Annotated in this window: 14 protein-coding genes; 6 read left to right on the plus strand and 8 right to left on the minus strand. The window is 63.4% G+C overall.

The window, feature by feature from the left end:
- The first annotated feature begins 4 nt into the window (after positions 1 to 4).
- Both O9Z63_RS18155 and O9Z63_RS18160 read left to right on the plus strand, forming a co-directional pair.
- Positions 5 to 286, plus strand: a complete 282-nt coding sequence (locus O9Z63_RS18155) for a T9SS type A sorting domain-containing protein (RefSeq protein WP_270126795.1) — start codon at positions 5 to 7, stop codon at positions 284 to 286.
- A 31-nt stretch (positions 287 to 317) separates the two neighbouring features.
- Positions 318 to 806: a hypothetical protein gene (locus O9Z63_RS18160; protein WP_270126797.1), complete on the plus strand. Its 489-nt coding sequence runs from the start codon at positions 318 to 320 to the stop codon at positions 804 to 806.
- 717 nt (positions 807 to 1523) lie between these two features.
- Here O9Z63_RS18160 and O9Z63_RS18165 read toward each other — a convergent pair.
- The 3 genes from O9Z63_RS18165 to O9Z63_RS18175 all read right to left on the minus strand — a co-directional run bounded on the left by O9Z63_RS18165 (position 1524) and on the right by O9Z63_RS18175 (position 8115).
- Positions 1524 to 4289: a TonB-dependent receptor gene (locus O9Z63_RS18165; RefSeq protein ID WP_270126798.1), complete on the minus strand. Its 2766-nt coding sequence runs from the start codon at positions 4287 to 4289 to the stop codon at positions 1524 to 1526.
- Positions 4290 to 4561: 272 nt separating this feature from the next.
- Entirely contained in the window at positions 4562 to 7297 is a 2736-nt protein-coding gene (locus tag O9Z63_RS18170) for a TonB-dependent receptor (RefSeq protein WP_270126799.1), read from the minus strand.
- 554 nt (positions 7298 to 7851) lie between these two features.
- Positions 7852 to 8115, minus strand: a complete 264-nt coding sequence (locus O9Z63_RS18175) for a hypothetical protein (protein WP_270126800.1) — start codon at positions 8113 to 8115, stop codon at positions 7852 to 7854.
- 200 nt (positions 8116 to 8315) lie between these two features.
- On the opposite strand from O9Z63_RS18175, the gene O9Z63_RS18180 reads away from it, so the two are divergent.
- Positions 8316 to 9731, plus strand: coding sequence for an FAD-dependent oxidoreductase (locus tag O9Z63_RS18180; protein WP_270126801.1), 1416 nt, complete (start codon positions 8316 to 8318; stop codon positions 9729 to 9731).
- A 174-nt stretch (positions 9732 to 9905) separates the two neighbouring features.
- A complete protein-coding gene (locus O9Z63_RS18185) occupies positions 9906 to 10634 on the plus strand; it encodes a LytR/AlgR family response regulator transcription factor (protein WP_270126802.1) in 729 nt (242 codons plus the stop codon).
- A 51-nt stretch (positions 10635 to 10685) separates the two neighbouring features.
- Here O9Z63_RS18185 and O9Z63_RS18190 read toward each other — a convergent pair whose 3' ends face one another.
- From O9Z63_RS18190 to rpoN, 3 genes are all read right to left on the minus strand, one after another.
- Entirely contained in the window at positions 10686 to 10874 is a 189-nt protein-coding gene (locus tag O9Z63_RS18190) for a hypothetical protein (protein WP_270126803.1), read from the minus strand.
- Positions 10875 to 11011: 137 nt separating this feature from the next.
- The gene (locus O9Z63_RS18195) at positions 11012 to 11641 is read right to left on the minus strand and encodes a hypothetical protein (protein ID WP_270126804.1); all 630 of its coding nucleotides are present in this window, start codon (positions 11639 to 11641) and stop codon (positions 11012 to 11014) included.
- A gap of 166 nt (positions 11642 to 11807) precedes the next feature.
- Positions 11808 to 13394 (minus strand): RNA polymerase factor sigma-54, encoded by a 1587-nt coding sequence (rpoN, locus tag O9Z63_RS18200; RefSeq protein WP_270126805.1) that lies wholly within the window; start codon positions 13392 to 13394, stop codon positions 11808 to 11810.
- A gap of 284 nt (positions 13395 to 13678) precedes the next feature.
- Between rpoN and asnS the strand changes: the two genes are divergently transcribed.
- On the plus strand, positions 13679 to 15082 hold the full coding sequence (gene asnS / locus O9Z63_RS18205) for an asparagine--tRNA ligase (protein WP_270126806.1): 1404 nt from the start codon (positions 13679 to 13681) through the stop codon (positions 15080 to 15082).
- A gap of 112 nt (positions 15083 to 15194) precedes the next feature.
- Here the strand turns inward: asnS and O9Z63_RS18210 are convergent, their stop codons facing one another.
- Entirely contained in the window at positions 15195 to 15443 is a 249-nt protein-coding gene (locus O9Z63_RS18210; protein ID WP_270126807.1) for a hypothetical protein, read from the minus strand.
- Positions 15444 to 15547: 104 nt separating this feature from the next.
- Here O9Z63_RS18210 and O9Z63_RS18215 point away from each other — a divergent pair, with 104 nt between their 5' ends.
- Positions 15548 to 17179, plus strand: a complete 1632-nt coding sequence (locus tag O9Z63_RS18215) for an FAD-dependent oxidoreductase (protein WP_270126808.1) — start codon at positions 15548 to 15550, stop codon at positions 17177 to 17179.
- A 7-nt stretch (positions 17180 to 17186) separates the two neighbouring features.
- Here the strand turns inward: O9Z63_RS18215 and O9Z63_RS18220 are convergent, their stop codons facing one another.
- Complete coding sequence (locus O9Z63_RS18220; protein ID WP_270126809.1) at positions 17187 to 18488, minus strand: alginate O-acetyltransferase AlgX-related protein; 1302 nt, start codon at positions 18486 to 18488, stop codon at positions 17187 to 17189.
- Between the last annotated feature and the right edge of the window lie 9 nt (positions 18489 to 18497).

Below are 18497 nucleotides of genomic sequence, written 5' to 3' on the forward strand. Positions count from 1 at the left end.
AAGTATGAAACCGCACTTTTATTTTCTGGCCCTGCTGCTGTTGCTGCTCACGCAGACGCTACCTGCTTGGGCGCAACCCACCCCGGCCGACGCCACGCTCACGCTGCGCCAGCCGGCCGACACCCAGCTCACCCTCTACAACGCCCAGGACCGGGCTATGTACCGGGGCAAGGCCAGTGCGCAGCCCGCCCAGGTGGATACCCGCGCCTGGCCCGCCGGCCTCTACTACCTGCACACCGGCACCGGCCGCACCAGCCAGCGCCACCAGTTGCAGATTCAGCACTAAGCGTTTTCTTTTCCTCTCAAACTCCCCCGCCATGCCTACCCCCGACAACCTGCAAATCAAGCTCTCCGACGCCGACCTGAAGAAAATCACCGACGCGCTGGATGCCCTGGATGCGGCGCTGGCTCCGGTGCTCATCACGCTCACCGGCACCGAAATCAAGCGCCTGCCCAAAGCCTCCGACGCCTCGCTGCCCTTCATCCAGCAGGCCCTGGACCTGGCCGAGCAGCAGCCCCAGTTCGCGCCCGGCTACGTGGACATTCCGGGCCTGCGCCTGGATCTGGCGGCCTGGCAGCAGCTGCAGCGCGTGGCGCGGCGTCTGGAGCCGCTGGCCTCCAACCTGGCCAGCACCAACATCAAGCTGGGCAGCGAGGCCTACGTGACGGCGCTGGCCTTCTACAGCTCGGTGCAGCAGGCCGCCAAACAGGGCGTGTCGGGTGCCCAGGAAGCCCGCGACACGCTCAAAACCCGCTTCGAGCAAAGCGCGGCTAAAAAAGCCGCTAAGGCTGCCCGCCCGGCGTAGAGACGCGTATTCGCGTCTTGTCGTTGGCGCCGCCTGCGCAGGAAGGCGCAGTTCCGGTCGTTCAACGACGAGACGCGACTACGCGTCTCTACAGCGGGCGGCCCTGTCTGCCACGCGGGGCCGGATGAAGTTCATCCGGCCCCGCGTCAGTTTTACAGGAGCTCCCCTGAATTTCATAAGGGGCCACATGAATTTCACGGCAGGTCGGATGAATGGTACGGGAGGCCGGGTGAATTTTATCCGACCTCCCGTATTATTTACCGGCAACCGAATAAAAAAGACAGGAGGCCGGGTAAATTTTACCCGGCCTCCTGTCTTTTTACTGGGGCGCCCTGTCTCCGGCAGGCGGCCGCGCTGTGCGGGGTGGGGCGGCCACGTAGTTGCGGGCTATCAGCTGCTACAGCGGTTTCGCACACGATATACGCTCCGGTCCGACGCCGCAGGCGTCCGACCGGTTGCCGTCCGCGCCGTCCGCGCCGTCCGCGCCGTCCGCGCCGTCCGCGCCGTCCGCGCCGTCCGCGCCGTCCGCGCCGTCCGCGCCGTCCGCGCCGTCCGCGCCGTCCGCGCCGTAGGCGTCCGACCGGTTGCCGTCCGCACCGTTCGCGCCGTCCGCGCCACTGCAACGACACCCTCCCCCGCACGACGACGCAACAACCTCAGCATACGGCAACCGGTCGGACGCCTGCGGCGTCGGACCGGAGCGTGTACGACAACTACTTACTTCAGCTCAAACAGCAGCCCTGCGTAAGCGAGGCGGCCGATGCCGGGGCCGCCGTACACCTGCACGTTCTGGCTGTCGAGGATGTTGGACGCGCCCAGCTGCAGCGTGGCGCCCAGCTTCGGCAGCGTGTAGCCCAGGTAGGCATCCAGCGTGCTGTAGTCGGAGATAGTGCCAGTGGCGAAGGGCATTTCCTGCAGGTGGCCCTGGGTCCAGCGGTAGTTGAGGTTGTAGCTCAAGTGCTGGCCCACGAGGCCCTCGGCGCCCACATTGTACTTGTGCTTGGGGGCGTTGAAGAACGTGGCAAAGCCGGCCGGAATGTCCTTGCGGTCCAGCACGTTCAGGCTGTAGTTGGCCGACACGTGCACGGCGCGGGTGGCGTAGTAAGTCAAACCCACGGCGCCGCCCTGGGTGTTCACCCGGTCGTTGTTGTAGTAGGTGTAGATGAGGCGCGTAGGCTGGCCGGGGCCGAAGTTGGCGGCCTGCGCCGTGGCCAGCTGGGCCTGCGTGGGGCGGGTACCGTCGGTGTTGCCGATGAAGGTGGTGCCCCCGATGAAGTTGCGGTAGCGGCTGTAGAAGTAGTTCACATCGAGGTAGAGCTTGGGCACCAGAATGCCCTTGTAGCCCACTTCGGCCGTGTTTACGCGCTCCAGCTGCAGGCGGTCCAAACTCAGCTCAAACGTGCTGAGCGGGGCCGTGCCGAAGGGCTGGCCCGCCGCGTTGGTGCGGCTGTAGCCCTTGTAGCCGTTGCCGATGTTGCCCTGAATGCGGCCAAACCCGATTTCGGTGGCCGAAAACTGCTCCAGCTGCGAGGGGCTGCGGAAGGCGCGGCCGTAGCTCGCCCGGAAGTTGTGCTGCTTCTCGGCGCCTACCGAATACACGGCCGAGGCCCGCGGCGAGAAGGCCGCCTTGAAGTTGCGGAACTCATCCACGCGGCCGGCCACGGCCAGTTTCAGGCGGTCCTGCAGCAGCAGCTGCGAGAGCTGGGCGTAGCCGCCGTACTCGTAGTTGCGCAGGCGCTTGCCGTCGGTGTCCGCAAACAGGCGGCCATCGGAGCCCAGGCGGTATTCGCGGTAGGCGCCGCCCACCACCAGGTCGGTGGCGTCACCGAACTTGAACTGGTACTGGCCGCTCACGTCGTTCAGGAACGAGTTGAGGGTGTTGCGGGCGCCCTGGGTGTTGTCGGGGTTGTTGATGATGCGCTGGCGCAGCTGGCCGAAGCGCGGGTCGGAGCTTTTCAGCTGGGTGGCGTCGGCCGCGGCTTTGGCCGTGGCCTGGGCCGTGGCGGCGTCCTGGCCGGCGGCACGGGCAGCTTTGTAGGCGCTGTTGTAGCCCACCAGATACTGCTGGTAGTAGGTGGTGCTGCCGCCCTCGGCCGTGGGCGAAAGCTGCAGGTAAGCGCCCAGCAAATTCAACTCGTAGGTTTCGCCGCTGAAATCTTCCGACGAATACGCCCGCAGGAAGCCGCGTGCGCCTTTCAGCTCCACCTTATATTGGTTCAGCCCCAGGTCTTTGATGCGGAAGCGGCTCAGGTTCTGGTACGTGGACGTGCCCACGGCGTGCTTGGCGTCTAGGGTCAGCTTCAGGTCGTCGCGCAGCAGGTAGGCCACGCTGCCCTGCAGCCGGTAGGAGCGGGTTTTGTTGTCCTGGGCCACGGTTTCTTCTTCCGTGAAGCCGGGCATGTAGATGGTTTTGCCGTACAGCTCGGCGCTGGTGCCACCGGGCAGCTGCTGCTGCGGAATGTAGGTGTAGCTCAGGTCGCCGTAGCGGTTCAGAGCCTCGTAGCCCAGCGGCGAGCCCGCGGGGTTCACCGAGCCGCGGGTGGCCTCGAAGTTGCGGGCCACCCAGTCGTTGGCGGTCAGGTAGCTGCCGTTCACCTTGAAAGCGAACTTCTCGCCCAGCTTCTGGGCGTAGCGCAGCTGCCCGTCCAGCAGGTTGCGCTGGCCCCCCCGGATGCGGGCCGTCAGGCCGTCATACACGAACGGGTCTTTGGAGTTGAACAGCACCACGCCGTTGAAGGCGTTGGCGCCGTACAGCGCCGACGACGGGCCGTGCACCACCTCAATGCTTTCCATGTCCAGCTCCGGAATGCCCACCAGGTTGCCGGGGCTCAGGTTCAGGCTCGGCAGCTGCCCGTCGGCGTAGTCGTAGAGCTGAATCACACGCTCCGACTTGGCCGTGTTGAAGCCGCGGGTGCTGATGGACGTGAACAGCATGGAGGCCGAATTCACGTCGATGCCCTTGAACTGACCCAGGCCGGCCAGCACTTCCGGCGTCGAAATCCGCTCGATCTGGCGGGCCGTAATCTTCTCCACCGTTACGGGGGCGCGCATCACCTGCTCCTCCACCCGCGAGGCCGATACCACGGTTTCGTTGAGCTGGGTTGGGCTAGGCGCAAGGCCGATGTTGAGGGCGTTGTCGGGGCGCTTCACCTCGATGTCGCGCGTCTCGAAGCCTACGTAGGAGAAAACCAGCGTCACGGGGCCGTTGGTGAAGTCCACGGCCAGCGCAAACTGGCCCTGGCTGTCGGTGCTGGTGCCGATAAAGGTGCCTTTAATGAAGACCGTGGCCCCGGGCAGGCCCTGGCCTTTGTCGTCGAGTACGGAGCCAATGACGGACTTAACGGGTACATCGGGCGTGTTGCGGAGCAGGGCCGCGGTGCGGGCGGCTTTGCGCGGCTGCTTGTCGCCGGCGGAGGCGGCGGTGGCCGCCTGAGACTGTTGGAGTAGCAAGGCCGCCAGTAGGGGCGGATAAACGTGTTTCATCGAGTAGATAAGTAACCAGAGGTGTGCAGAAGCTTCAAAACTAGCTGGCACCGGGGTGAATCACTGGTACTTTTCGGTGAACCCTGTATATACAGGGGTTGAATGGCAGAATGTAGCGACGAACTTTCTCCTGATCTGAGAAAGATGCGTTTGCGGAAAATCTGTGCTTCTGCCGGTATTCGGGCGTTCCTATAGGATGGGACATAAAAAACGCCGCCTTATTCCCGATGTGGGAATAAGGCGGCGCCTTTTTTATGCGGTATTCCGAGGGGCTACTTGATGTCTACCTGCACGCCCACGAATACGAGGCGGCCGATGTTCGGGCCCCCGTATACCTGGGTGTTGGTGGCATCCAGCAGGTTGGAGCCGCCGGCCTGCAGCGTGGTGTAAAACTGCGGCAGCGTGTAGCCTACGTAGGCATCCACGGCGCTGTAGTCGGCCAGCTCACCCACGGCGAAGGGCAGCTCATAGAGGTGGCCCTGGGCCCAGCGGTAGTTCACGGCGTAGCTCAGACGGCTGTTCACGAGGCCGTTGGCGCCCACGTTGTACTTATGCTTGGGCGTGTTGAAGAACGACTGGAAGTTGTCGGGCAGGTTGCTCCGGTCCAGCACGTTCAGCGAGTAGTTGGCCGTCAGGGTCAGGGGCTGGGCTACGCTGTAGCTGGCGCCCACGGCGGCACCGCGGGTGCGCACTTCCTGGCGGGCGTTGGTCCATACCTGCAGCACGCGGGTCTGGGAGGTGCGCTCCTGGAAGGGCGTACCGGCCGGATTCTGCTGCGGGCGGGTCAGCTCCTGGTTGAGCTGCGTAGCCGTGGGGCGGCTGCCGTCGCGGTTGCCGATGAAGCGCTGCGCGCCGATGAAGTCGTTGTAGTAGCTCTGGTAGTAGTTCACGTCCAGGGCCAGCTTCTCACCCAGCGTGCCTTTGTAGCCAGCTTCGTAGGTGCTCAGGCGCTCCAGCTTGAGGGCGGCGGCACTGTATTCAAACGAGGTCAGAGAAGCGCCCGGCGTGCCAAACGGCTGGCCGGCGGCATTGGTCAGGCTGTAGCCCTGGAAGCCGTTGTCGACGTTGCCCAGCAGCAGCACCTGGCCCACGTCGAGGCGGATGTACTGGTCGAGCTGCGTAGGCGAGCGGAAGGCGCGGCCGTAGGAGGCGCGGAAGTTGTGCTGCTTGCTGGCACCGGCCGAGTACACCACCGAAGCGCGGGGCGAGAAGGCGGCGTCGAAGTTCTTGAAGGCATCCACGCGGCCGGCTACAGCCAGCTTCAGACGCTCATCCAGCAGTTTCTGCGTCAGCTGGGCATAGCCGCCCAGCTCGTGGTTCTGGATGCGGGCATCGTCGTCGGCGAAGAGGTTGCCGTTGGAACCCAGGCGGAACTTGCGGTAGGCGCCGCCCACAATCAGGTCGGTACCTTCGGCCAGCGGCAGGTTGTACTGGGCGTTGCCTTCGTTCAGCAGCGAGCTGGGGTTGAGGCGTGCCCCGCGGCCCGGCGTCGCGTCGCTGATGATCTGGCTGCGCAACTGCTGGAAGCGCGGGTCGGAAGGCTGCAGCTGGGTGGCGTTGGCCGCCGTCTGGGCGCGCTCCAGCGAGCCGGTAGCCCGGAAGGTGCCCACGTAGGTGTTGTAGAAGCGCTGGGCATAGGTCGCGCCAACCCCATCGGGCGAAATCGTCGAAGTCTGGATAAACGAACCCAGGAAGCTCAGGTCATACGACTGCGCCCCGAAGTCCTGCACCGATTGGCCCCGCACAAACCAGCGGTTGCCCTTGATTTCGCCGTGGAACTGGTTGGTGCCGAATTCCTTGAACCGGTAGCGGCTGCTGCTCTGGTAGCTGGCCGTGCCACGGCTGTAGTTGAAGCCGGCCGTCAGCTTCACGCTGCTGGTAAGCAGGTACGACAACGACGGGTGAATTTTCACCGACTTGGCCTTGTCGTCGCCGCCCACTAGGTCCTGCTCCGTGAAGCCGGGCATGAACACCGTTTTGCCGCGCAAAGCGGCGGGCGTGGTGGCGTAGGAGGGGTCGGCAGGGTTGTTGGTGAACGTGAAGCCGCCCAGCTCACCGTAGCGGTTCACGGCGTCGTAGCCCAGCGCCGAGCCTTCGGCGTTGTTGCGGCGCTCTACCAGCGTGCTGGTGGCGGCATAGTTGCTGGCCAGCCAGTCGTCGGCCGTCAGGTACGAGCCCACCACCTTGAAGGCGAACTTCTCGCCCAGCTTCTGGGCGTAGCGCACCTGGCCATCGAAGAAGCTGCGCTGCCCACCGCGCACGCGCACGCTCAGGCCCTCCGTCACGAAGGGGTCTTTGGAGTTGAGCAGTAGCACGCCGTTGAAGGCGTTGGCCCCGTACAGTGCCGAAGCCGGCCCGTGGATGATTTCAATGCTTTCCACGTCCAGCTCGGGCAGGCCGGTCAGGTTGCCGGTGTTCACGTTCAGGCTCGGCGACTGGGTATCGAAGTAGTCGGTGAGCTGAATCAGGCGCTCCGACTTAGCCGAGTTGAAGCCGCGCGTGCTCAGCGAGTTCATCAGCAGGCTGCTGCTGTTCACGTCGATGCCCTTGTAGTGATTGAGGCCCACCTGCAGGTCGGCCGTCGGGATGCGCTCTACCTGCTGGGTGTTGAGCTTTTCCACCGTCACGGGTGCCTGCAAGATGCCTTCCTGCACCCGCGAGGCCGAGGCAATTACCTCGCTGGTGAGCGTGGCATTCACTTTCAGCGTCACCTGCACGGCGTTGTCGGGCTGCGGCAGAGACACTTCACGCGTCTCGTAGCCCACAAACGACACCGACAGTACTACCGGCGGCTCCGAGAAGTCGGCCCGCAACTGGAACCGGCCTTCGCGGTCGGTGCTGCTGCCAATGAACGTGCCTTTCACGAAAACTGTGGCACCGGGCAGCGGTTCGCCCGTGTCGGTCTGTACAACGCCGCTCACCGTAACAGCTGCATCCTGGGCAAGCAGCGGGGCTGCCTGCAGCAACATAAAGAGCAGAGTGAGAAATAGATAGTAAGTTTTCTTCATAGGGAATTTAGAAGCAAAAGGGGGCGAAGTTTGAAAAAAGTTGAAAGGGAATATCCCGCAAAATTATAGTTGTTATGCCGAACAAAAAATAGGGCAAGCATTTGAAAGTCAAATCATTATTGTTAAGTGAATAATGGTATTTAAGCAATATTAAACAAGCCTGATTTTATATCCTGTGGCAGCGCCGCCAAGCCGCCCGACTTATGAATCAGAAACGACGACCCGGGAGGACAAAAAAAAGCCGCCCGAAGGCGGCAGCAAGGCGAAGTCGTCAGACATAAGGATTCATAAGTAGAGTATCTTCAATGCTCTGGCAATTAGATGCTTGAGTAAATAAGCCCAGGCTGCAGGAAAGCCGCGTAGCGGCGTCAGGATTGTATCAAGTCAGGTAGTATCTGCAACAAGCCGCACAACGGCGGCAGTGTTGTAGGAACCCGCTGTCGGCGAATCTGTCGCCTTTACGTGGCTGTTACCGGCTGTTGCTTGATGTACTGCACACTCGTCGCCGCCATGCGGCTTTTCCGCAACCAGAACAAAATCTAACTGCTGACTACTTAATAGCGGATATCGGGGTGGCCGTATAGCTCCGGGCAGTTTGCCTCGCCCACAGTGTAGTCGCCGACGCGCAGCGTGTCGCAGGCCGCCGGGGCGGCAGTCTCAGCCGGCACTTCGGCAGTGGGCTGAGGCTCAGGTACCTCGTCTGGCCCGGTTGGTAGCAGGGCCGAGCGCAGGTGAGCCCACCAGGTGACCGGGCCGGTAGGCACGGGCAGCACAGGGAACCGCAGGCGGGCAGCAGGGCAGGCAGCGAGAGGCATCATAAGCGGGGTTATGTTATATAATTTCGTTTAATAATTCAAATTTACTGCGCGCGAGCTGCAGGGTTCGGGCTTTCCGTCGAAACGGGGTCGGGGCCCGTTGAACGGCACCGCGTTTCAGGCGAAGCCCGGTGCGGGGCCGGCAGAGAATCCGCCGGTAAGCCGTAGCTTCGTAGTTGTTCCACCACCAGCCTGTCTGCCCTATGTCTGCGCCCGTTCACCCTGTTTCCACTGGTTCTGAGTCGCTCACGCTGATGGGAGGCGGCTTGGTTGGCTCCTTGCTGGCACTGTATCTGGCGCGGCGCGGACACTCGGTGCAGGTGCTGGAGCGCCGCCCCGACCCGCGCCGGGTAGGGGCCGCCGAGGGCCGGTCCATTAATCTGGCGCTTTCCGACCGGGGCTGGCGGGCGCTGGAAGGCGTGGGCGTGGGCGAGCAGGTGCGGCAGGTAGCCATCCCGATGTACCGGCGCGTGATGCACGACCTGCGTGGCCAGCTCACGCACCAGCCCTACGGCCACGACCAGCAGGCCATCTACTCGGTGTCGAGGGCGGGGCTGAACCGGGTGCTGCTGGATCTGGCCGAGGCCGAGCCGGGCGTGACGCTGCGCTTCGACCAGCAGTGCCTGCACGTAGACCTGCGCGACCAGGAATTGCACCTGCGCGATACCGCCACCAACGAGGAGTATGTGCAGCCCTACCAGCGCCTGTTCGGGACCGACGGAGCCTACTCCGCCGTGCGCGGCGCCCTGCAAAAAACCGACCGCTACAACTACTCGCAGAGCTACCTCGACTACGGCTATAAGGAGCTCAACATTGCACCCGGCCCCGACGGCAGCTGGCAGCTGGAAAAGAATGCCCTGCACATCTGGCCCCGCGGCCAGTACATGATGATTGCGCTGCCTAACCTCGACGGCTCTTTCACCTGCACGTTGTTCTTTCCCTACGAGGGCCCGCACTCCTTTGCCGCGCTCCAGACCCCGGCCCAGGTGGAAGCCTTCTTTGCAGAAGTGTTTGCTGATGCGCTGCCGCTGATGCCGGAGCTCACCGACGACTTCTTCCAGAATCCCACCGGCTCGCTCGTGACTGTGCGCTGCTACCCCTGGTCGTACCAGGATGAGGTGGTGCTCATCGGCGACGCCTCCCACGCCATCGTGCCGTTCTACGGGCAGGGGATGAACGCCGGGTTTGAGGACTGCCGCGTCCTCAGCGAGCTGCTCGACCAGCACGGCCCCGACTGGCACACCGTGTTCCAGCAGTTTCAGCAGCAGCGCAAGCCCAACGCCGACGCCATGGCCGACCTGGCCATCTACAACTTCGAGGAGATGCGCGACCGGGTGGCCGACCCGCGGTTTCTGCTGCAGAAGAAAATCGAAAGCAAGATATCGGCTCAGTACCCCGACCAGTGGCTGCCGCTCTACTCGCAGGTGACGTTCTCGCCCGATACGCCCTACGCCGAGGCCCTGGCCAACGGGCAGCGTCAGGAGCGCATCATGCGGGGCCTGATGGAGCACATCCAGCAGGAAGCCGACTACGACCTGCCGGCCGTGCAGGAACTGGTGCGCCAGCAGATGCAGCACATGCACGACGAGCCGGCCCCATCGAGCCACGGCGGATTATAACGCTAAGTAACGAGCGTTGACCGGTGAATATAGTGTATTCACCGAGTTGGGGCGAACACACTTGGTTGGGTGCCGTATCGGGCCCATGCTCAACAGCACGGGTACAAAACCCCTGACCAACAGGGAAATGGATTGCCTGGTGCTGTGCGTATTTGGCTACCCCTTATCCGACCTGTGTTCCCTGCTTCCTCTCTCACCTGTGCTTTGCTGGATGGCAATGACCTCCAGCGTACTGCCTTCACGCAACTCCTGCAGCAACTCGACAACCTGACGCTGGTGGCTTCCTGCGCAACTGCCGAAGAAGCCCTTGCTTTCTATCGGCAGGGCGGCCAGGCCGATATTCTGTTTGTGGCCGCCGACACTGCTGGCCTAAATGTGCTGGATACGCTGACGCTGCTGCGCAGCCAGTCGGAACTGATAGTGCTGGCCAGCCAGGAGCAGCATGCCACGCAGGCGCTTGCGCTGCCGGCTGTGTTTTCTCTGCAGTATCCGGTCAGTCTGGCACTGCTGCGGCAAGTGTTGCAGCGCGTGCGCGAGCAGCAGTTGGCGGCCGTGCTGGCCGCGGTGCCGGAGCAGATACCACGCTACACCGCCGCCCTGTTCGTGAAAAGCGGGTCGCGGCTGCTGCGCGTAGACATGGCCGATATCGTGTACATAGAGGCCGTAGACGACTACGCCAGCGTAGTGACGGAGCGGCAGAAGCTGCTGGTCAGCAGCAACCTGAAACTACTGGCGGCGCAGCTGCCGATGGGCCAGTTTCAGCGGATTCATCGTTCCTATATTGTTAATGTAGACCACCTGGTCAGCATCGAGGAAAACACGGTAGGCCTCACGAAAGGCATCCGCCTGCCCATCGGCAAGTCGTACCGCGACAGTTTTTACCGCTACCTGATCCGGGTGTAAGGGCCGGCCGGGCGCGGCCGGGCTGGCTGCCAGTTAAGCGCTAGCTACCGGCTACAGCGACGCTACCAGCCGGCTGGCTGACGCTGGCGCCACCGGGGTAGCACGCTGCACCACCGATGCCCGCACCGGCTGTACGGCACGCAGGGTGGCTGGTGCCACCGGCCCCACCAGTTCCAGAATCAACAGGCCTACCAGGAAGAGAGGAAAAGCGGACAGGGCAAAGGTGCGGAGCAGAGACATCGGAGTAGTATGTGTGGATTGATGTACCTACATACTATCAACGGTTCCTTCCGGATTTGCTCCTTAGCTGCCAATTGGCCCAACCCGGCTTCCCGGCAGGTCAACCGGCCCAAGAACCCGACGAACGGTTGGGCGCCTCAGCCTAGGCCGGCGGCCAATACCAGCGCCGCGCCCAGCCCCAGCCCGGCCCACAGCTGGGCGGGCGTGTGGGCCTGCAGCCGCAGCCGGGCCCAGAACACGGCAGCCGACGCCAGCACCGCCGCCGCCAGCCACCACGCCGCACGCCCGTCGGTAGGGTAGGAGCCGGGGCGCGCCACCAGCAGCGCCAGCAGCCCCATGGCTCCGCCCATTCCCACGCCGTGCGCCGAGATTTTCCACCACAGCGTGATAAGCAGCGTCAGGAGCACGGCCGCCGTAATGCCACCGAGCACCAGCGGCAGCAGCGGCGCCCGGAGAGCCGGCACCCAGGCCACCAGGGCCGTGGCGGCGGCAAAGGCGGCGGCGGCCAGCAGCAGCGGCAGGGGGCGCTGGCGCCGCTCATACAGCTCCACGGAGCTCACGCGGCCACTGCGCACCAGCAGCCACACCGCCAGCCCCGGCAGCCAGAACGTAAGCCCCCACACCAGTAGCAGCGCCTGCCAGCGCGCCTCCCCCGACAGCGGCAGCAAGGCCAGCGGAAACCCATACGCCAGCACAGCCACCAGATAGCTGGGCACCAGCAACGGATGCAAAACGGCCGATAGAAGCGTGGCGAGTGTGCGGGTCAAGGAAGAAGGAGGCAAAGGGGGGAAGTGGTAAAGCACAGGGAACGTCATGCAGAGGCGCAGCCGAAGCATCTCGCCAGCGTAGTAATCAAGGAGGTTACCACACGGGCAAGATGCTTCGGTTGCGCCTCTGCATGATGCTCTTATTTCGGTTCAATACGCCGCTGTCCTACAGCTCTTTGCGCAGGCGGGCCACCGGGATGTTGAGCTGCTCGCGGTACTTGGCCACGGTGCGGCGGGCAATGTTGTAGCCGCGGGCGTTCAGCATTTTTTCCAGCTTGTCGTCACTCAGGGGCCGGTCTTTCTTCTCGCCCTCGATGATTTCCTTCAGGATGTGCTTCACCTCGCGCGAGCTGGCATCCTCGCCCGAATCGGTGGCAATGCCTTCGGAGAAGAAGTACTTGAGCGGGTAGATGCCAAACTCCGTCTGCACCGATTTCGAGTTGGCCACCCGGCTCACGGTGCTGATGTCCATGCTGATTTCCTGGGCTATGTCCTTGAGAATCATCGGGCGCAGCTTGCTCTCGTCGCCCTCGGCGAAGAACTCGCGCTGGTAGCGCACAATGGCGTCCATGGTGCGCAGCAGCGTGTTTTGGCGCTGCCGGATGGCATCAATAAACCACTTGGCCGAGTCCAGCTTCTGCTTCACGAAGGTCACGGCTTCCTTGAGCTTCTTGTCTTTCTTGGCGCCCTTGTCGTAGGCCCGGAACATCTCCGTATAGGCCGGGCTTACGCGCAGGTCGGGGGCGTTGCGCGAGTTGAGCGTGAGGTTGAAGCTGCCGTTGTCGTTGGTCAGGATGAAGTCGGGGATGATGTACTGCACCTTGCCCATGCCCACGGGGCCGGTGCCGCCGGGCTTGGGGTTGAGCTTGAGAATCAGGGCAATGGCATCCTTCAGCTCGTCGTCTTCCAGGTCCAGCTTTTGCTGAATGCGGGGGTAGTGCTTTTTGGTGAACTCGTCGAAGGTTTCGTTGAGGATCTGCTCGGCGTGCTCGGTGGCCTCGTCCTGCGGGCGGCGCTCCAGCTGCAACAGCAGGCACTCCTGCAGGTCGCGGGCCCCGATGCCGGCCGGGTCGAAGCTCTGCACCACGTGCAGCACGCTTTCCACCTCGGCCTCGGTGGCCTCAATGTTCTGGGCAAAGGCCAGGTCGTTGGCAATAGCTGACAAGTCGCGGCGGATGTAGCCGTCGCCGTCGATAGAGCCGATGAGCTGGCGGCCAATTGCTTCCTGCTTCTCGTCGAGGCTGGCGAAGCCCAGCTGGTCGAGCAGGCTGTCGATCAGCGAGCCGCTGGTGTCGGCCAAGGGCATTTCCCGGTCGTCGTCGTCGTCGCCGGGGCCGTCGCCCTGCATTTTGTAGCCGGCTATTTCGTCGTCGTTGAGGTAGTCGCTCAGGTCGAGGTCGTCGGCGCTTTCCGACTCCTTCTGCTCCACGGGCTCATCTTTGGCGGGCAGCTCGATTTCGGGCTGCTCCTCGCTGCCCTGGTCGAAGTCCTCCTCCAGCGTATTGTCGGGGTTGTCGAACTCGGCGTCCGGGTCGTCGAAGTCGTCGGTATCGTCGCCGCTATCGTCGCCGGTTTCCTGGTCCTCGAAGTCGTCGTCGGCTTCGTCGCCTTCTTCCAAAGCGGGGTTGGCTTCCAGCTCCTCCTTGATGCGGGCTTCCAGCTCCACCGTCGGGATTTGCAGCAGCTTAATGAATTGGATCTGTTGCGGGCTCAGCTTCTGCGAGAGAAGCTGCTTCATGTCCAGTCGTTGCATACTCTGAAAAGCGCGTGCACCCTGTTCAGATAGAAAACGGGGTATGGTAGCCAAAGATAGGCCTTTCTGTACTTGCGTTCCGGGGAAAATGTTGGCTTGCGGCCGGCATTCCGGGCGTAGCGCCGGCTGGTAGCAGGCCTGAACGAAACCGTTTCGGGGCACCTCCGCCATGGCCGGTGCCCCCGTTTCGCGCAGGATGACAGCCAGAAGGATATAAACGGGCTGCCAAATCCGCTACCTTTGCTTTCTTATCTATTTCCAAACCTCCGAGAACCGACTACCTCATGTCCGACCTCCGAAAGACCAGCGTGCAGGACCTGCTCCGCAGCACCGACCTGGACCGCGAAGTGCTGGTGAAAGGCTGGGTCCGCACCCGCCGCGGCAACAAATACGTGCAGTTCATTGCCGTGAATGACGGCTCCGGCTTCAATTCCATCCAGGTGGTGGCCAACGCCGAGCAGTTTCCGGAGGAAAAGCTGAAGGCTGACGGCGTGGAAAACGGCGCCGCCATTGCCGTGCGCGGCCAGCTGGTGGCCTCACAGGGCAAGGGCCAGACGGTGGAAATCCAGGCCACCGAAATTACGGTCTACGGCTCGGCCGATACCGCCGAATATCCGCTGCAGAAGAAGGGCCACACCCTGGAGTTCCTGCGCGAAATTGCCCACCTGCGCCCCCGCACCAACACGTTTGGGGCGGTGCTGCGCATCCGGCACGCCATGGCGTTTGCGGTGCACCAGTACTTCAACGACCACGGCTACTTCTACGTCCACACGCCCATCATCACCGGTTCCGATGCCGAGGGTGCCGGCCAGATGTTCCGCGTGACCACCCTGCCCGAGCAGAACCCGCCGCTGGATGAAGCCGGCCACGTAGACTACAAGCAGGACTTCTTCGGCAAAGCCACTAACCTCACCGTTTCGGGGCAGCTGGAAGGCGAGCTGGCGGCCATGGCCCTGGGCAAGATATACACGTTCGGCCCCACGTTCCGGGCCGAAAACTCCAACACGGCCCGTCACCTGGCCGAGTTCTGGATGATTGAGCCCGAAGTGGCCTTCAACGACCTGCACGACAACATGGACCTGGCCGAGGACTTCCTCAAGAGCCTCGTGCGCTACGCTCTGGCCCATTGCCCCGACGACCTACAGTTCCTCAACGACCAATATGACAAGGAGCTGCTGGCCCGCCTGCAGTTCGTGGTCGACAACGATTTCAAGCGCCTCACTTACACGGAGGCCGTGGAAATCCTGAAGTCGGCCAAGCAGAAGTTCGAGTTTCCGGTGGACTGGGGCACCGACCTGCAGAGCGAGCATGAGCGCTACCTCGTGGAGAAGCACTTCAAGAAGCCGGTTATCCTGACCAACTATCCCAAGGATATCAAGGCCTTCTACATGAAGCTCGACGACGACGGCCGCACCGTGCGCGCCATGGACGTGCTGTTTCCCGGCATCGGCGAAATCATCGGCGGCTCGCAGCGCGAGGAAGACCTGCAGAAGCTGCGCACGCGCATGCAGGAAATGCACGTGCCCGAAGAAGACCTCTGGTGGTACCTCGACACGCGCCGCTACGGCAGCGCCCCGCATGCCGGCTTCGGCCTGGGCTTCGAGCGCCTCATCCTGTTCGTGACCGGCATGGCCAACATCCGCGACGTCATTCCCTTCCCCCGCTTCCCGAAATCGGCGGAATTCTAAATCACGGATTTAGCCGGATTTTTCGGATTACACGGATTTTGTGGACGATTACGACGGCAACGGCCGCCTCACGCAAGTGGGGCGGCCGCTTTGCTTTTGGGGTAGCAGGCAATTAGCAGTAATTCCGCAACTCCTTATCATCCACGGCCAGCAGGTTGTCCAGGCGCAGTTCGAAGCCGTCGGCGAGGCGCAGGTATTCCACTTTGTCTTGGGTGTAGAGGTCCTGGATGGTGCCGTGGTAAGTGCTGGGCGGCGTGTCGGGCTCGGTGCGGTAGGTGAGAGTGCAGGGCTGGCCGGTGGTGGCGCGGGCCTCCAGCTCGTCGTAGAAGCTGCAGCTGATGGGTTTGTAGGCGGCGGGCATGGCGGTGGTGAGGATGGTGGGAAGTCTGCATACGCAGCGCCCACTCAACCCGGTTGCGCTGTTCCGCGTTGGCTAAGCAACCCATATCCAGTTCCGCCACCGCTATGCCCACCGAAACCAACCTCGCCCCAGCCGACGCCCTGCAGGACGGCGAAATGCGCACCTACTCCGCCCACGGCACCGACGTGCTGCTGATTCGCCGCGCCGGCCGCTACTACGCGCTGGCTGCGCATTGCCCGCACTATGGCGCGCCGCTGGAAAAGGGCCGCCTGGTGGGCGAGCAGCTGGTGTGTCCCTGGCACCACGCCTGCTTCCGCGTGACGGATGGCGCCCTCTGCGAACCGCCGGCGCTGGATGCCCTGCCCGCCTTCCCGGTGCGCGTGCACGAAGGCCGGGTGTGGGTACAGGTGCCCCGCAACCCGCCCGCTTCCGCCGCTAGCCCCGATGCCACGCCTACTGCCCTGGTGGGCGGCCAGCCCCCGGCCCCCAGCGCCGCTGCCCCAGACAGCCGCACGTTCGTGATAGTGGGCGGTGGCGCGGCCGGCCAGTTTGCCGCCCAGACGCTCCGGCAGGAAGGCTTCGGCGGGCGCATTGTGCTGGTGACGGCTGAAGCAGCCCTGCCCTACGACCGGACCAAGCTTAGCAAGCCCTACCTAGCAGGCAAAGCCGACGAAAAGGCCCTGCCGCTACGCCAGCCCGATTTCTACGAGCAGCACGATATCGAAGTGCTGACCGACACCCGGGCCACCGGCCTGCACCTGCGTACCCGCGAGCTGAAGCTGAGCGGCCGCGGCCCCCTGCACTACGACAAGCTGCTGCTGGCCCCCGGCGGCACGCCCAGCCTGCTGCCCACCCTGCCCGGCCACGACCTCACCAACGTGCTGCCCCTGCGCACCCCCACCGATGCCGACGCCATCCGGAAAGCCGCCGGCCCGGACGCGCGCATCGTTATCATCGGCGCTGGGTTTATCGGGATGGAAGCCGCCGCCAGCCTGGCCGCTGAAGGCCGGCACGTAACGGTGGTAGCCCAGGAAAAAGAGCCGTTTGAGCGGGTTCTGGGGCCCAAGATTGGCGCTATGTTCCGCAACCTGCACCGGCGGCACGGGGTGCGCTTCAAGCCTGAAGCCGCAGCGGCCGAATTGGTAGGGGAGCAGGGCCGCGTGGTGGGCGTGCAGCTCAAAACAGGCCAGCTTCTGCCCGCCGATGTAGTGGTGCTGGGCGTGGGCGTGCGGCCCGCCACCGAGTTCTTGGCCCACACCTTCGAGCTGGAAAAAGACGGTGGCCTGCGGGTGGATGCCCAGCTGCTGGCCGCCGAGCACGTGTACGCCGCCGGCGACATTGCGCGCTTCCCGCTGGCCGCCGGCCTGGGGCAGCACCGCGTAGAGCACTGGCGCGTGGCGCAGCAGCAGGGAGCCGCCGCCGCCCGCAACATGCTGGGCCAGGCCAAACCCTTCGCCGCGGTACCGTTCTTCTGGACCCAGCAGTTCGGCAAAAGCCTGCGCTACGTGGGCCACGCCGAAGCCTGGGACGAAATCATCTTCCACGGCGACGTGCGCCGCCACAACTTCCTGGCCCTCTACGCCCACCAAAACCGCCTGGTAGCCGCCGCCGCCATGAACCGCGACGACGACATGATCTGCATCGAAGCCCTGATGGCCGCGGGAAAGATGCCCACGCCCACCGCCGCCCGCCGCAAGCAGAACTGGCCCAAGCTGCTGGCGGCGGCGCAGGCATAAGCGCCGCCTACCTTTCTCGGTCGGCCATATACTGGGCGTCGTCGTGCACTACTTGCAGCAGGTCGCGGTTCTGCTCGGTGGCTTTGCGGGCCATTTGCTCGGCCCAGTCAGGGCTGGCCAGAATCTGCTTTTCCAGCTTCTGGGTGCGCAGGCTATCCTTGGCAGTACGGGGTACATATAAGTTGAAAGCGTCGTCAATGAAGCCGAAGCCAAACTGGGGTAGGTTCTGTTCTGTAGCCAGTAAAATCACAATGTCGCGGCCTGCGTACTGCTCGCGCAGGTTGAGGTCGTGCACGGTGCGGCTTTCATTGGGCGTCTGTTCGGGCCAGAACGTGTACTGGTTGTAGCTCCAGAAACGGGCCTGTGGTGCAAGCAGCTTATCAAAGTAGGGATAGAAGCCATACAGGCTTTGAGCAAAACTGTCGCCGATGATAAGCGCATTAAGCTGATGCTTGCCTTCAGCTGGCTGAAAAACCACTTCGGGGTAGTACAGTGGATACGGCGCCACGTTCCAGACCAGGTTTAGCAGGTTGCCCAAATCGTTGTCGGTGTGGCGCAGATCGGCTATTTGCGTGCGCACTACGCCGCCGCTGCGCTGGAAGTCCGGCAGGTCGTGGCCAGTGAGGGCTTCGGCCCGCCGGAATAGCGTATCAGCCAGTAGGCTTACTGCGAAGCCGCTCCAGTGCGTGCCAGTGCGTGGGAACAGCGGGTAGTCGACGGTGTCTTTCCAGCGCAGTAGCAGTTGGCCGGCATCCAGCACTGCAATACCCGACTCGGGCAGGCGCCGCGCCAGCACGTCGAGGTTGGAAGGGTGCACTGCCAGCACTTGCGCGCATGAGTCAGGCAGAAACTCCGGTACGATACGGGCCTTGCCGGGAGCCAGCACTACCAATAGCTGGGTGCCGTGGGCCCGCAGAGTGTCCTGCACCCGCCGAAGCCGGCGGAGCCGAAACGCAATTTCGTCGTCGCCGAGAAAGTCGCGCCCGAGGTAAGAGTTGATGGTGGCAAACTGGTAAAGCTGCTCGTCGCGCCCAACGGCAATGGTGGTGTTGCGCAGCCGGCCCAGCAACGAGTAGTTCCACTGGTTGTAGATGCGGATCAGCCATTCGCGAAAACCCAGGCGCTCCTCCGTATACCGCTCGATGGCAGTCTGGTACGTGTTATCGAGCAGGGCTTCCTGGCTGAAGCCCGGGTAAGAGCTGCGCTCCTCAAACCCGCCCAGCGGTTGTAGCTGCACGAAGTGAAACTCGGCTTGCAGAGCTGGCAATAGCAACACCGCCAGCAGGCCGAAGAGTAGAAGTCGTTTCAAGAGCATATC

Origin of the sequence: Hymenobacter yonginensis (assembly GCF_027625995.1) — a bacterium.
Lineage (GTDB): Bacteria > Bacteroidota > Bacteroidia > Cytophagales > Hymenobacteraceae > Hymenobacter > Hymenobacter yonginensis.

Excerpts from the sequence above, each read along its gene's own strand:
- O9Z63_RS18210 (WP_270126807.1), bottom strand. The coding sequence starts at position 15,443 with ATGCCCGCCGCCTACAAACCCATCAGCTGCAGCTTCTACGACGAGCTG.
- asnS (WP_270126806.1), top strand. The coding sequence starts at position 13,679 with ATGTCCGACCTCCGAAAGACCAGCGTGCAGGACCTGCTCCGCAGCACC.
- O9Z63_RS18215 (WP_270126808.1), top strand. The coding sequence starts at position 15,548 with ATGCCCACCGAAACCAACCTCGCCCCAGCCGACGCCCTGCAGGACGGC.
- O9Z63_RS18160 (WP_270126797.1), top strand. The coding sequence starts at position 318 with ATGCCTACCCCCGACAACCTGCAAATCAAGCTCTCCGACGCCGACCTG.
- O9Z63_RS18165 (WP_270126798.1), bottom strand. The coding sequence starts at position 4,289 with ATGAAACACGTTTATCCGCCCCTACTGGCGGCCTTGCTACTCCAACAG.
- O9Z63_RS18175 (WP_270126800.1), bottom strand. The coding sequence starts at position 8,115 with ATGATGCCTCTCGCTGCCTGCCCTGCTGCCCGCCTGCGGTTCCCTGTG.
- O9Z63_RS18170 (WP_270126799.1), bottom strand. The coding sequence starts at position 7,297 with ATGAAGAAAACTTACTATCTATTTCTCACTCTGCTCTTTATGTTGCTG.
- rpoN (WP_270126805.1), bottom strand. The coding sequence starts at position 13,394 with ATGCAACGACTGGACATGAAGCAGCTTCTCTCGCAGAAGCTGAGCCCG.
- O9Z63_RS18180 (WP_270126801.1), top strand. The coding sequence starts at position 8,316 with ATGTCTGCGCCCGTTCACCCTGTTTCCACTGGTTCTGAGTCGCTCACG.
- O9Z63_RS18190 (WP_270126803.1), bottom strand. The coding sequence starts at position 10,874 with ATGTCTCTGCTCCGCACCTTTGCCCTGTCCGCTTTTCCTCTCTTCCTG.
- O9Z63_RS18155 (WP_270126795.1), top strand. The coding sequence starts at position 5 with ATGAAACCGCACTTTTATTTTCTGGCCCTGCTGCTGTTGCTGCTCACG.